This is a genomic window from Clostridium liquoris (assembly GCF_002995785.1).
Lineage (GTDB): Bacteria > Bacillota > Clostridia > Clostridiales > Clostridiaceae > Clostridium_AO > Clostridium_AO liquoris.
On record NZ_PVXO01000047.1, the window covers coordinates 1 to 14,461 of the forward strand.

Here is a 14,461-nt window from a genome sequence, read left to right on the forward strand (position 1 = left end):
AAAAATTAAGGGGATAAGTACGCCCTTTCGGGCCGCGGGCGAAGCCCTATTGGATAAAATTTTCAACTGAATTTATAATGGGAAAAATTCAAAAAATAAATTGCCCACTTTAACTTGACACAAACAAGGGTTTCATATATATTGACATAAATTTAAAGAAGTGTTAAACTCAAGTTAAATTATAAAATTCTTAAAATGGAATATGAAGTTAATTATAGGTACCTTACTTTAGGTTTAAAAGGGAAAGATGTTAAAGTCTTCTGCGGTCCCGCCACTGTAATGAGGAGTTCATTAACAATTTACCACTCAATATTTTGGGGAAGGTGTTAATGGATGATGATTCTAAGCCAGGAGACCTGCCTATGATATGAACATATAGCTTGCGAGGATGAGCTTCTGGTTTAGAAGTCTTTAAACCATTATCTTATTCGGATAATGGTTTTTTTATTTGCGTTAATATTAATTAAAAAATGCTTTAATAAAAGATTTAAACAAATGGAGGAGATTAAATGTATCGAAGTAAAAAATTATTTGTATTGTTTTTATCATTAATTTTAATTGTTTCCTTATCAGCATGTTCAAACTCAAGTAGCACAGAAAATAAGAAGGATAAAAAGGAAAACTCTGAGACTTCTTTAGAAACAAAGTACCCCTTAAAAGTAAAGGATTCCTACAATAGAGAAGTTACCATAGAAAAGGAACCCCAAAGGGTTATATCCCTTGGTCCAAATATTACCGAAACAATTTTTGCACTAGGTAAAGGTAATAAATTAGTTGGAAGAACAGATTTCTGTGATTATCCTGATGATGTTAAAAATATTTCCTCTATAGGAAGCTTGCAGTCCCCTAGTATAGAAAAAATAATAGATTTAAAACCAGACTTAGTAATTGGATCTACTCACGTAGAAAAAGGAGTTATTAAAAAGTTAGAAGACTTGGGCATAAAAGTAGTATGTTTTTATGGTCAAGAGAATTTCGAAGGTGCATATGATACTATTTCAAAAGTAGGTCAGGTTTTAAATGCCAATGATAAATCAAAAGAAGTTGTAGGCAATATGAAGAAAAAGGTAGAAGACATAACAACTAAGGTAGCTAATAAAGGAACACCTTCTGTTTACTATGTTATAGATTTTGGTAAATCTGGAGATTTCACCGCTGGAAAAGACACTTTTATAGATAAAGCCATTACTATGGCAGGTGGAAAAAATGTAGCTGAAGATGCCATAGGTTGGAAATATAGTGTAGAAAAATTATTAGAAAAAAATCCAGATATACTTATCTGTTCACAGTATTTTGATTCTAAATCAAGACTTAAACAGAGCAATGGATATAAAGACTTAGATGCAGTAAAAAAGGAAAAGCTATATGAAATTGACAATAATATGCTAGATAGACAAGGTCCAAGACTGGCAGATGGATTAGAAGCTTTAGCTAAGATAATTCACCCAGAACTTTTTAAATAAAATTTGAAAAGGGGAATTTTGATGTCATTTACTAATAACAAAAAACATTATAAAATTCTATTTTCTGTATTAGTATTAATTCTTTTAATATTAGTGATTATATCAAGTACGTTAGGTATAGCCAATATAACCTTTTTTCAAACAATGAAAATTCTAGCATCAAAACTCCCTTTCATAGGGAAATACATAAATACAGAAGGTATTTCTAATACACATACCTTAATTATATTAAATATTAGGCTTCCAAGAATTGTCCTTGCAGCTCTTATTGGAGCTGGTTTATCCATAGTAGGTACTGTATTTCAAGCCCTTTTTAAAAATCCCATGGCAGATCCTTATGTGCTTGGAATATCTTCAGGTTCTGCACTAGGAGCATCTATTGCTATTATAATTGGTTTTCAAACTATACTTGGTGTAGGAGGTATAACTTTCTTCGCTTTTATAGGAGCTATTTTAACTACTATTGTTGTATATAATATAGCTAAGGTAGGTACAAAACTTCCTACTAATACTTTACTTCTAGCTGGTGTATCCGTAAGTTTTCTTTTATCTTCTCTAATATCACTTATAATGATATTTAATAGAGAGCAGGTAGACCAAATTGTATTTTGGACTATGGGGAGTTTATCTTCTGCCAATTGGAAGCAAGTATTTTCTTTACTCCCATTTATATTTATATCTAGTATCTTAATATTTTCTTATTCAAAAGACTTAAATGTAATACTTACAGGAGATGAAACAGCCAGTAGTTTAGGAATAGAAGTAGAAAGGGTAAAAAAAATTCTTATAATAATTTCCTCTATAATCATAGCAGCCTGTGTATCTGTAAGTGGAATAATTGGCTTTGTAGGATTAATTATTCCCCATATGATAAGGATGCTGGTTGGTCCGGATAATAGAGTCTTATTACCTTTTAGTGCTTTAGGCGGTGCCATATTTATGATAATTTCTGATACTTTAGCAAGGATTTTAGTACCACCTGCAGAAATACCAGTAGGTGCTATTACTTCAATTTTTGGAGCACCTTACTTTATATATCTATTAATAAAGAATAAAAAGAAGGTGATGTAATGTCTAAAAATTGTTCATATTCAATAAATATAGAAAACTTAAATTGCAGTTATGGAGATAAAGTAATATTAAATAATATAAATATTAATTTTGAAAAAAACAAATTTCACAGCATTATAGGTCCTAATGGTTCTGGAAAAACTACTCTTTTAAAAAATATATTAAGAGTACTACCTGTAGAAAATAAATGCATTTATATAGATAGCAAAGATGTGAATTCCTTTAAAAGTAAAGACTTTGCTAAAAAATTAAGCTCCGTACCTCAAAATACAAATATTGATTTTGATTTTTCTGTAATGGATATTGTACTTATGGGAAGAACTCCTTATTTAAAAAGATTTGAAAGTGAAAAGGAAAATGACATAAAAATAGTAAAAGAAGCTATGGAAATGACTAATACCTGGGATTTAAAAGATAAAAGCATAAATGAATTAAGCGGTGGAGAACGTCAACGGGTAATTATAGCAAGAGCATTGTCCCAAGAAAGCGAAATAATGCTTTTGGATGAGCCTATTTCTAATCTTGATATACAACATCAAATTGAAATTTTAGATACTATAAAATATTTAAATAGAAATGTCACTATAATAGCTGTTCTACACGATTTAAACTTAGCAGCACAATATAGTGATTCATTAATACTTCTAAAGGATGGTAAGGTTTTATCTCATGGTGCCGTAGAGGAAGTATTAACAGAAAAAAATATTAGGGATGCCTACAATATAGATGCCTATATAATGAAAAATCCTGTCACAGGAAAACCTCATATTATCCCAATAAGTAAAAACTTTGTTAAAGAGGAATTAAAGGTTCAATGTTTATAAATACTAATATTTTATGAAAAATAAAACCTTCCTATATTTAACTTTTATTAAAAAATGTTAAGCCAAAGGAAGGTTTTAGCCTTTGTTTTACTATAATAATTTTATATTATGTTCAGCACATTTTTCTATCATTTCTTCAGGCCAAATTGAAGATTGAACTTCTCCTATATGAGCCTTCTTTAAAAAGAACATACATATTCTTGACTGTCCAAGACCTCCACCTATGGTATATGGAAGTTTCTTCTCTAGTAATAATCTATGAAACTCTAAGTTCTTTCTTTCTTCACAATTAGCTAGTTTTAGCTGTTTTAATAAGGATTCTTCATCAACTCTTATTCCCATGGAAGATAATTCGAAAGCTCTTTTAAGCAATGGATTCCAGAATAATATATCTCCATTTAATTCCCAATCGTCATAGTCTGGAGCTCTTCCATCATGTCTTTCTCCAGATCTCAGTATATTTCCTATTTTCATTAAAAATACTGCCTTTTTTTCCTTTGTTATTGCATCTTCTCTTTCTTTAGCAGTAAGACCTGGAAACATATCTTCTAATTCCTGAGAAGTAATAAAGGTTATTTCCTCTGGCAATTCTTTGCCTAAAAATGGATAAACTCCGCATATATATTCTTCTGTTTCCTTAAATACCTCATATATTTTTCTTACTGTATCCTTTAAAAATTCTTCATTTCTATCTTCTTTTCTTAAAACCTTTTCCCAATCCCATTGATCCACATAAATTGAGTGAATGTTATCTAAATCTTCATCTCTTCTTATAGCATCCATATCAGTATATAAGCCCTCTCCAACAGAGAATCCATATCTATATAAAGCCATTCTCTTCCATTTTGCTAAAGAATGTACTATTTCTACTTCAGCTTCATTATCATCTTTTATAGTAAAGCTTACTGGTCTTTCTATCCCATTTAAGTTATCATTTAATCCTCTGTCACTTCTTACAAATAGTGGCGCTGAAACTCTGATTAAATTTAGTTTTTTTGCCAAAGCTCTTTCAAAAAAGTCTTTTACAGTCTTTATTGCTATTTCTGTCTCCTTTAAGTCTAATTCCGTTTTATATCCTTCCGGTATTATTAATCTTTCATCATATTTACCCATAATACTTCCTCCTATAAAATAATATTATCCTAGTTAAAAGTCACTTATAGCGCTATTGAATTTTTTAATAATTTTAGGCAATAAAAAAACCCTTCATCCCAATGAAGGGACGAAAGGTTAACTTCCGTGGTACCACCCTAATTAGCTATAAAAGCTCTCTTAAGTAAAAGTATCAATCAATACTTTCCAGTTCTAACGGTCCGGTTCCGTCTAAGCCTACTCTCAAAGCATAGTTGATTTCAGTTAGAGACTCAGAGATGTTCTTCTGTATAAATTTCGTATCGACCTTCCACCGCCGTCGACTCGCTAACACTACCCTTTATACTTACTCTTCTCATCACTGTCTTTTCTCAATCAGTGTTTAATTATTGATTAATATTATATAGTCTAACTTTCACAATGTCAATACAATTTAATCAATTAATAATTATTAATTAAACTACACTATTCCCTCCTGAAGCATTGCATCTGCAACCTTTAAAAATCCAGCTATATTTGCTCCTAAAACTAAATTATCTTCACAGCCATATTCTGCTGCAGCAGAGCTTACATTTTCATAAATGTTAATCATTATCTTTTTAAGCCTATTATCAACTTCTTCAAAACTCCAAGATAATCTCATGCTATTTTGAGACATTTCAAGAGCAGAAGTTGCAACTCCACCTGCATTAGCTGCTTTAGCTGGTCCAAAAAGCACATTACTATCTAAAAATACACTTACAGCTTCTGATGTAGAAGGCATATTAGCACCTTCTCCTACTGCTATAACACCATTTTCAACTAATATCTTTGCAGAATTTTCATCTATCTCATTTTGAGTAGCACAAGGTAAAGCAATATCACATTTAATTGTCCAAATTCCTGAACATCCTTCGTGATATTCTGCCTGTGGGCGGTATTTTATGTATTCTGAAATTCTCTTTCTCTGTACTTCTTTAATTTCTTTAACATAATCTAAATCTATACCATCTTTATCATAAACATATCCATTAGAATCACTACATGCGACCACAGTAGCTCCTAATTCCTGAGCCTTTTCAATTGCATAAATAGCAACATTACCTGAACCAGATACAATTACAGTTTTCCCACGAAAATCCTTATTTTTAGCTTGAAGCATTCTTTCCACAAAGTATATAAGACCATAACCTGTAGCTTCTTTTCTTGTTAAGCTTCCTCCATAGTTTATTCCTTTTCCTGTTAGAACTCCAGCTTCATATTGATTTTTAATTTTCTTATACTCTCCAAAAAGGTATCCTATCTCTCTTCCGCCAACACCTATATCCCCTGCTGGTATATCTGTAAATTGTCCTACATGTCTAAATAATTCTGACATAAAGCTTTGGCAGAATCTCATAATTTCTCTATTAGATTTTCCTTTAGGATCAAAGTCAGCTCCACCTTTACCTCCTCCTATTGGAAGTCCTGTTAAGGAGTTTTTAAATATCTGCTCAAAGCCTAAAAATTTTATTATACTTGCATTAACTGTTGGATGGAATCTAAGTCCTCCTTTGTAAGGTCCAATAGCACTGTTGAACTGTACTCTAAATCCTCTATTCACATGAACTTTACCATTATCATCTATCCATGGCACTCTAAATACAATCATTCTTTCTGGTTCTACTAATCGTTCAACTATGCCATCTTCTATGTATTCTGAATGTCTTTCTAGGACAGGTACAAGTGAATTCAATACCTCTTTAACTGCTTGAAGAAATTCTGGTTCATTCCCATTTCTTTTTACTACATCATTGTAAACTTCATTTACATAGCATTGCGCATTCATAATATTACCTCCTGTGTATATGTGTTTTATATTTTTCAAAAATCATTTTTTATAAAACCTGCAACTTTTTTTTATAACTCTTTCATTTTATCAAATGTTTATCTATTTGTACAGGCTAATAATTGCAACTATGAAATTTTTTTATTCCGTAGTTGCAATAATAATACGCTTTTTATATTATAGCCCATTTAATGACTTCATCATAATATTTTTTAGCATCACGGTATCCGAATCTGTATAACTTCTCCAACTTTTCCTTGTTTTTTTCTAGTCTTCCTACTTTTAAGTTTTCTTTTGGTCTTATTACAATTGCCTTTTTTTCTCTTTCAAGTTTTTCAATATAATCTAAGGTAGCATTGTACATTCTGTATCTATTTTCAATAGAATTAATCAATCCATCATAACCAGAATACACCTTTTTCAATAATTTCTTCCCTTTAAAAGGCTCTTTTCTATATCCTTTAGGTCTGGTAAGAATTATAACATTCTTATTGTTTCCATCCTTTATAGATTTATTTATGGGAATTGAATCTGAAATACCACCATCTAATAAGCACATATCTTTGTATTTAACTATTGGGGATATAAAAGGAAGGCTGCTAGATGCCCTTATAATAGTTAATATGTCTTTATGTTCATCTTTATTGAAATATATAGGTTTCCCTGTATGACAATCTGTAGCAACAATAATAAGTTTTTCCTTTGAATTAGAAAAAGTATCAAAATCAAATGGTTCTAATTTATATGGTATCTCATTATAAATAAAATCTATGCCAAATATACTTTTGCATTTTAAGAAATTTCTGTACCCTATGTATCTAGGATCATTTACATAATTTATAGTTACTGCCTTATTTCTGCCTATTTGTCTAGATATATAAGAAGCTGCATTACAAGCCCCCATAGAAACTCCTATGACATATGGAAAATAAAGGTTCTTTTCCATGAAGAAATCTAATATCCCCGCAGTATATACCCCTCTCATTCCTCCACCTTCAAGCACTAATCCTACCTTTTCCATAGTTATCTCTCCTCATAAATAAAATTCATACATTATAAGCATACATCATATACTTAATGATTTCATTTTATTTTATATCATGTAACAAAATATTAACAAAAAAAGACGGTTTCCCGCCTTTTAAAAAAATTTGTCCCAATCTATTTAACTTCCTCCACTAATACATTAAAACTTTCACCATTGACCTTTACTCTATATGCCTTTTTTCTTAGTACTTCTAAATTTATCTTTTCTATGGAATCTCTAATTTCCTGAAATTTATCCTCATATTCCTTAAAAATATTTTGACCTTCTTTTACAGATACTTTAGTAAAATTTATCTTATCTCCTGGTTTTGCCTGAGCAAGGATTGCTATGTCTGGAGATATTATGGTAGCTATTTTAGTATATCCCCCTGTAGTCTGTCTATCTGCCATCATTATAATTGGCATACCATGACCAGGTACTTGAATAGACCCTAAAGCTATACCATCTGATATTATATCTGCTCCTTCCCTATGCTCTATTTTTTCTCCAGATAGTCTATATCCCATTCTGTCACATTCATTAGTTACCTCATAAGTAGAAGATAGAAGGGTATTTATTCCACCTTCTGTGAAATATTCTTCTTGGGGTCCTAGTATTACTCTTATATTATAACTACCTGTAAATTTAGGTATATAGGCTTCCTTTATTTTTCTATTTAAAATATGATTAAAATCTTCTTGTTTTTTTATTAGTTGTAATTCATCACCACTCTTTAGAGCTCTGCCATTAAATCCTCCTACTAAGGCTTTTGCATAAGTAGATTTACTCCCCATAATCTTTGGAATATCCATTCCTCCATAAAAACATATATAACTTCTTAAACCATCTTTTACTTTTCCAAAGGATAATTTATCCCCCTTATTTATTTTTAAAGTTCTCCACATTTCCACTTCAATATCATTGATTTTAGGCTGAAGATTTCCTCCAGTAATAGCAATTGCTGTATCTATATTAAATTCAATTTCTGGTCCAAGCATAGTAACCTCTAGAGCTGCTTCATATTCTTCATTTTCTAACAAGATATTTCCAAGTCTTAAAGAATATTCATCCATAGCTCCAGCTACCGGCATACCAAATTGTTGATATCCTATTCTTCCTTTATCCTGTACTGTTGTTAATAGCCCAGGAGTTATTACTTTTAGATCCCCCATTTTCACACCTTCTCTACTCTTTATCCTTTATTTTTATTTCATATTTATTTTCTTCTACTAATTTTAATATTTCTTTATATTCTTTTTCGCCTATTGAAATAAATCTCAAGTAATCTCCTGCATTTAATATTATAGGAGGGTTACGTTTTGGATCATAAAGCTTTAGAGGTGTTCTTCCTATAAGCTGCCATCCCCCAGGGCTTTCTATAGGATAGATTCCTGTTTGTTTTCCTGCTATTCCTGTAGACCCAGCTGGTATTTTAGTTCTTGGAGTTTTTAAACGTGGTGTCTCTATTTCCCTTGGAAGTCCTCCAAGATAAGTAAAGCCAGGAGTAAAACCCAACATATATATTAAATAGTCTACAGAAGTATGAAATTTTATAACTTCATCTGTGGATATATTGTTATACTGTGATACAAATTCTATATCCGGTCCATATTCCCCACCATACACTGTTGGTATCTCAATAACTTTAGCAGGAGGCAATTGTATACTATCTATATTTGCATATATTTCTTTTAATCTTTCAATTAAATCCCCAATAGTTATTTCCAAAGGATTATACTGAATCGAGATTGATCTATAGGTAGGAATTATTTCTATTATTCCTTTAATATTTTTATTATTAATTGCATAAGACATACTTCTTACAAGCTTATTTATTTCCTCTTTAATTTCATCTCCAAACTCAACAGTAATTGCTTTGTCTCCTGCTAATAAATATTTTGGCTCATTGTACAATTAAGTCACCACCCTTATATGAATAAGTTTTTAATTCCCATTAATGATTTTCCTCCAGCATAAGCTGAAATTAATACTACTATTATTCCTAAAACAAGCAGCCATATAGGATGTTTATAATCTCCAACTATATTTTTATTTACAGATGCCACCAACATAATTGCTAAAGTAATAGGTAATATTAGTCCATTTAGTGAACCTGCTAATATCAATAATTTAACTGGCTGTCCAATGGTAATAAATATAATGGTAGACACTAAAATAAATGCTATTATCCATTTATTAGCGTTTTTATCAATGGATTTAGATAAAGTTCTTAAAAATGACACAGATGTATAAGCTGCTCCTACCACTGAAGTTATTGCAGCAGCTCCTATTACCACGCCAAAGAATTTATAGCCTATATTTCCTGCTGCTATTTTAAAAGCTGAAGCTGGCGGATTAGCTGGGTCTAATTTATTTCCTGCACAAACCACTCCTAACACAGCTAAGAAAAGTAATATTCTCATAATGGAGGAAACTGCTATACCTAAAGTTGAAGATTTAGTTATTTCCTTTACATTTTCCTTTCCAGTTATACCCGCATCTATAAGTCTATGACCACCTGAAAAGGTAATATATCCTCCAACAGTGCCACCTACCAATGTGATAATTGGGAAGAAGTCTATTTTTTCTGGCATAATACTTCTCTGTAATGCTAACCCTACTGGCGGTTTCGTTATTATAGCCACATAAGCTACTAATAAAATCATTATTGCACCCAATACCACAGTAAGTTTATCCATAGCTTTTCCCATTTCTTTAGATAAAAATATAGCTATACATAAAGCTGCTGATATTACTGCACCAGCCTTTAAGTTCAACCCAAAAATAACATTAAGCCCCATGGCTGCCCCGCCTACATTACCTATATTAAAGGCAAGCCCTCCAAGTGCTACAATAAAGGCTACAAAATACCCAAGTCCTGGCAATAATTTATTTGATATATCTTGAGCTCTCATACCAGATACACCAATAACTCTCCAAACATTTACCTGGGCTCCTATAGTTAAAATAATAGATATCAATATTACAAATGCAAAATCACCTTTGTATTTTTCTGTAAATGTTGCAGTCTGAGTTAAAAAACCTGGTCCTATTGATGAGGTAGCCATAAGAAAGGCTGCCCCTAAAAGAGCTGATGCATTCTTTTTCCCCATAATTATCCCCCTTATTTATTATCTATTGCCTATTATTTAATTATTTCCTTAAGTGGTTTTATTTGAATGCCGTCTTCCTCAAGCCTTTCTCTTATAAGCTTAACAAAATCTACTGCCTCTGGATTATCTCCATGAACACATATTGAATCTGCTTTTATATCTATTTCTTCCCCTGTAATAGCCTTTACCTTTCCATACTTAACCATAGACTTCACTCTTTCTATGGCCGAATCCTTATCATGTATCACTGATCCAGGAAGCTTTCTGGAAACTAATGTCCCATTAGAATTATAGGCTCTATCTGCAAAAACTTCTTCTGCAACTTTAAGCCCTGCTTCTTTTCCTGCCTTCACCATTTGGCTTCCTGCAAGGGCAAGTAAAATGATATCCTTATCTACCTGATATATTCCTTTAGCTATTTCCAATGATAATTTATAATCTATCGCTGCCATATTATAAAATGCCCCATGAAGCTTTACATGTTGAACTTCTATCCCTTTAGCTCTAGCAAAAGCTTGAAGTGCTCCTAATTGATAAATTACATAATTTCTTCCCTCCTCAGGAGTTATATCCATTTTTCTTCTACCAAAGCCTAACAAATCAGGGAATCCAGGATGGGCCCCTATACCTAATCCATTTTTAGCTCCTATATCTATTGTTTTTTCCATAACCATTGGATCTCCTGCATGCCATCCACAACCTATATTTGCTGAAGAAACATATTTTAGCACCTCTTCATCCATACCTATTTTGTAGCTTCCAAAGCTTTCCCCAAGATCACTATTTAAGTCAACCATATTTCTCATAAAAAGCCCTCCTTAAATTCAATTTTAGTAATCATGTAACTAATTACTCATATTTCTATAATTCTATATTTATTCCACTTTTCCTTTAATTTACATTAATAAATAATAAAACAGGTACTACATAATTTTCTTATATAGTACCTGTTTACATATATTAAGATAATAATTTAATTCTATTCTACTGAATTTAATTTACCCATAATTACCTTTTCCATTACTTTTAATTTGTTTTGGGCTTCTTCTAATGTTTTTGCTTTAGAATACATATAAATTTTTATTTTAGGCTCAGTACCAGAAGGTCTTACTGCATACCATGCTTCATCATCTAATATAAATTTAAGTACATTGGATTTTGGAATTTCACTATCACTTTCTGTGTTAGAAGTTAAATCATATTCCTTTCCTTCTTCTAAATCTATATATTTTATTAACTTAGCTTTCCCTATTTGTTTAGGGAATTCCTTTCTGTAAACCTCCATCATTCTTTCTATTCTCTGTTGTCCTTCTATCCCTTCAAGTACTACAGAAATAAGCTTTTCTCTATAATATCCTAATTCCTCATAGGTTTCATTTAAAACATCTATTAATGATTTTCCTAAGGTTTTGTAGTAAGCTGCTGCTTCACATAAAAGCATGGAAGATATAACTGCATCCTTATCTCTTACAAAATCTCCAGCCACATATCCTATACTTTCTTCATAACCAAATATAAACTTATATTCCCCAGTTTTTTCAAATTCATTTTCTTTTCCGCATATATTCTTAAATCCAGTTAAGGTTTCAAATGTCTTTACCCCATACTTTTCTCCTATTGCCTTGCCCATATCCCCTGTAACTATAGATTTAATTATTGCTCCGTTTTTTGGTAATGTGCCCTTTTCTTTTTTACTTTCTAATATATATCTAATCAATATAGCTCCAGTTTGATTTCCATTAAAGGATACGTATTTTCCATTTTTATCCCTAACCATTATAGCCAGTCTATCACAATCTGGATCTGTAGCTATTAAAAGTTCTGCTCCAACTTTTTTCCCTAAATTCTCAGCATATTTAAATGCCTTTGTATCTTCTGGATTAGGATAACCCACTGTAGTAAAGTCTGGATCTGGATTTTCCTGCTCTGGCACTACAATAATATTTGTAAATCCTCTTTCTTTTAACACTCTTCTTACTGGTATGTTACCGGTTCCATTTAAAGGAGTGTATACTATTTTTACATCCTTGTCTATATCATCTCTAAGACTTAATCCTTTTACTTTTGCTATATATTCATCATCTATTTCTTTACCTATTATTTGGAGAAGTCCCTTTTTCTTTGCTTCTTCTTCAGAAATCTTTTTAATCTCATCAAAGCTTTTTATATTTTCTATTTTTTCAAGTATTGGATCTGCAATACTTGAAAGTATTTGAGCACCATCTTCCCAATAAACCTTATATCCATTATATTCCCTAGGATTATGGCTAGCAGTTACCACTATACCTGAAATAGTTTTAAGTCTCCTTACTGTATATGATAACTCTGGAGTTGGTCTTAAACTTTCAAAAAGATAAGCTTTTATTCCATTAGCTGCTAAAACTAGAGCCGCAGTTTGAGCAAACTTATAAGAATGGTGTCTGCAATCATAAGCTATAGCTACTCCTCTTTCCATAGCTGCTTTCCCTTGTTCTATTATAAAATTTGCAAGTCCCTGAGTTGTTTTAGCTATTATGTATTTATTCATCCTATTAGTTCCTGCTGCAATTTTCCCTCTAAGTCCTGCCGTACCAAATTCCAAATTTCTATAAAATCTATCTTCTATTTCTTTAGGATTGTCCTTTATACTTTTTAATTCTTCTCTAGTTTCCTTATCAAAATATTCATTGTTTAGCCATTCTTCATAAACTTTCATATAATCCATAAAATTATCCCCTTTCCAATTACTATGTAATATATTTATTGTATCAAATTTTATGATAATATATTAGTAGTTTTAATATCTTTCTATAAAAATGCACCTCATTTGAGGTGCACTTTAAAAGAAATATAGCTTCTTTTTTATTTTTTTAATACATAAGTATAATAAAGTATATTCATAATTTGAAATATAGATAATATAGCAGTAAACAAATTTAATTTGCTGCTATACATCTTATCTTTAACAAAGATCACAGTATACGGAATAACAATGAGTACACTAATAACTGTTAATATTAACCTACCAGCAGAATTTACTGGTAAACTTTTACCAACTATTGTAAGCAAAGTTATTGCTACAAACATCATATTAACTAAGGATTGCTTATTCTTCATTTCACTTTCCTTTCCACTAAGCTTTATAGCTTAATTGCTAAAAGTATTTATCTTAAGAAACCTTTTAAAATAGTATCCTCTGCTTCTTTTTCAGTTAGTCCTAATGACATAAGCTTCATAAGCTGATCATTAGCAATTTTTCCAATTGCCGCTTCATGTATTAATTCTGCTTCATTATGTTCTGCAGAAATAGATGGAATTGAATTAACTTTAGCATTCCCCATAATTATAGAATCACACTGTACGTGTCCTCTACATTTATTTTTACCAGCTACATTGAAATAAAATACTTGTTTTGAATCCGCCTTTGCAACAGAACGAGAAATTACTTGGGCTGTTGCATTTTCCCCATTCATTTCTATATTTATATGTGATTCTGCATCTTGGTTATAATCTGTAAGCATTCTTTCTGTTATAACAAGATTTGCTTCTTTTCCTAGATATATTTCTGTTTCTCTTTTTGTGCTATCTACCCCTCTTATCTGTATAAGTTCCATCTCAACCTTTCCTCCCTCTTCTACATGGAGGATAGTTTTAGAATTGAATACCTTTTTCCCTTGTCCTTCACCTTCAGCGTAGTGTTTTTCTATGTATTTTAATTTAGCTCCTTTTCTTACAAAGAACTCATGAACTCCATCATGTTGAGTTTTTGAGTGTCCAGGATTATGTATTCCACAACCTGCTATTACATCTACGTCTGAACCTTCCCCTATTTCAAAGGTATTATACACTAAATCATGAATACCTTCCTGAGTTAGTATTACAGGTATATGTACGCTTTCGCCCTTAGTATTTGGTTTAACAATTACATCTATTCCACTTTTGTCAGTTTTATTTACTATGTTAATATTAGGAGAAATACTTCTATCAAACTTTTCTCCATCTTTTCTTATATTATGTGCTCCGCCAAATATATCTTTTACGTTATCTATAATATTTAATATCTTTTCTTCTACAGAACCTAGCAT

The 14,461-nt window shown here is 31.3% G+C and carries 13 protein-coding genes, 1 riboswitch and 1 other annotated feature; of the genes, 3 read left to right on the top strand and 10 right to left on the bottom strand.

Annotation, left to right across the window (positions count from 1 at the left end):
* Nucleotides 1-199: 199 nt before the first annotated feature.
* Nucleotides 200-378, top strand: a riboswitch (cobalamin riboswitch).
* A gap of 131 nt (nucleotides 379-509) precedes the next feature.
* Genes CLLI_RS08430 through CLLI_RS08440 form a run of 3 tightly spaced genes read left to right on the top strand, consistent with a single transcriptional unit; the run spans nucleotide 510 to nucleotide 3,358 of the window.
* Nucleotides 510-1,463, top strand: coding sequence for an ABC transporter substrate-binding protein (locus CLLI_RS08430; RefSeq protein ID WP_106063772.1), 954 nt, complete (start codon nucleotides 510-512; stop codon nucleotides 1,461-1,463).
* A 21-nt stretch (nucleotides 1,464-1,484) separates the two neighbouring features.
* Nucleotides 1,485-2,534: a FecCD family ABC transporter permease gene (locus CLLI_RS08435; protein ID WP_106063773.1), complete on the top strand. Its 1,050-nt coding sequence runs from the start codon at nucleotides 1,485-1,487 to the stop codon at nucleotides 2,532-2,534.
* Nucleotides 2,534-3,358 (top strand): ABC transporter ATP-binding protein, encoded by an 825-nt coding sequence (locus CLLI_RS08440; protein WP_106063774.1) that lies wholly within the window; start codon nucleotides 2,534-2,536, stop codon nucleotides 3,356-3,358. The genes CLLI_RS08435 and CLLI_RS08440 overlap by 1 nt, the downstream gene beginning before the upstream one ends.
* Nucleotides 3,359-3,448: 90 nt before the next feature.
* Here CLLI_RS08440 and asnA read toward each other — a convergent pair whose 3' ends face one another.
* From asnA to CLLI_RS08490, 10 genes are all read right to left on the bottom strand, one after another.
* The gene (asnA, locus tag CLLI_RS08445) at nucleotides 3,449-4,471 is read right to left on the bottom strand and encodes an aspartate--ammonia ligase (protein ID WP_106063775.1); all 1,023 of its coding nucleotides are present in this window, start codon (nucleotides 4,469-4,471) and stop codon (nucleotides 3,449-3,451) included.
* Nucleotides 4,472-4,573: 102 nt separating this feature from the next.
* Nucleotides 4,574-4,821 (bottom strand) — a binding site (T-box leader).
* Between the two features lie 89 nt (nucleotides 4,822-4,910).
* Nucleotides 4,911-6,257, bottom strand: a complete 1,347-nt coding sequence (gene gdhA / locus CLLI_RS08450; RefSeq protein ID WP_106063776.1) for an NADP-specific glutamate dehydrogenase — start codon at nucleotides 6,255-6,257, stop codon at nucleotides 4,911-4,913.
* Between the two features lie 172 nt (nucleotides 6,258-6,429).
* The gene (locus tag CLLI_RS08455; protein WP_106063777.1) at nucleotides 6,430-7,278 is read right to left on the bottom strand and encodes a patatin-like phospholipase family protein; all 849 of its coding nucleotides are present in this window, start codon (nucleotides 7,276-7,278) and stop codon (nucleotides 6,430-6,432) included.
* Between the two features lie 140 nt (nucleotides 7,279-7,418).
* A complete protein-coding gene (locus CLLI_RS08460) occupies nucleotides 7,419-8,456 on the bottom strand; it encodes a 5-oxoprolinase subunit C family protein (protein ID WP_106063778.1) in 1,038 nt (345 codons plus the stop codon).
* Nucleotides 8,457-8,469: 13 nt separating this feature from the next.
* The gene (pxpB, locus tag CLLI_RS08465; RefSeq protein ID WP_106063779.1) at nucleotides 8,470-9,198 is read right to left on the bottom strand and encodes a 5-oxoprolinase subunit PxpB; all 729 of its coding nucleotides are present in this window, start codon (nucleotides 9,196-9,198) and stop codon (nucleotides 8,470-8,472) included.
* 14 nt (nucleotides 9,199-9,212) lie between these two features.
* Entirely contained in the window at nucleotides 9,213-10,397 is a 1,185-nt protein-coding gene (locus tag CLLI_RS08470; RefSeq protein ID WP_106063780.1) for an NRAMP family divalent metal transporter, read from the bottom strand.
* A 32-nt stretch (nucleotides 10,398-10,429) separates the two neighbouring features.
* Nucleotides 10,430-11,203, bottom strand: a complete 774-nt coding sequence (locus CLLI_RS08475; protein WP_106063781.1) for a LamB/YcsF family protein — start codon at nucleotides 11,201-11,203, stop codon at nucleotides 10,430-10,432.
* 173 nt (nucleotides 11,204-11,376) lie between these two features.
* A complete protein-coding gene (locus CLLI_RS08480; RefSeq protein ID WP_106063782.1) occupies nucleotides 11,377-13,101 on the bottom strand; it encodes a phospho-sugar mutase in 1,725 nt (574 codons plus the stop codon).
* Nucleotides 13,102-13,238: 137 nt separating this feature from the next.
* Complete coding sequence (locus CLLI_RS08485; RefSeq protein WP_106063783.1) at nucleotides 13,239-13,493, bottom strand: hypothetical protein; 255 nt, start codon at nucleotides 13,491-13,493, stop codon at nucleotides 13,239-13,241.
* A gap of 47 nt (nucleotides 13,494-13,540) precedes the next feature.
* Entirely contained in the window at nucleotides 13,541-14,461 is a 921-nt protein-coding gene (locus CLLI_RS08490) for a SufB/SufD family protein (RefSeq protein ID WP_106063784.1), read from the bottom strand.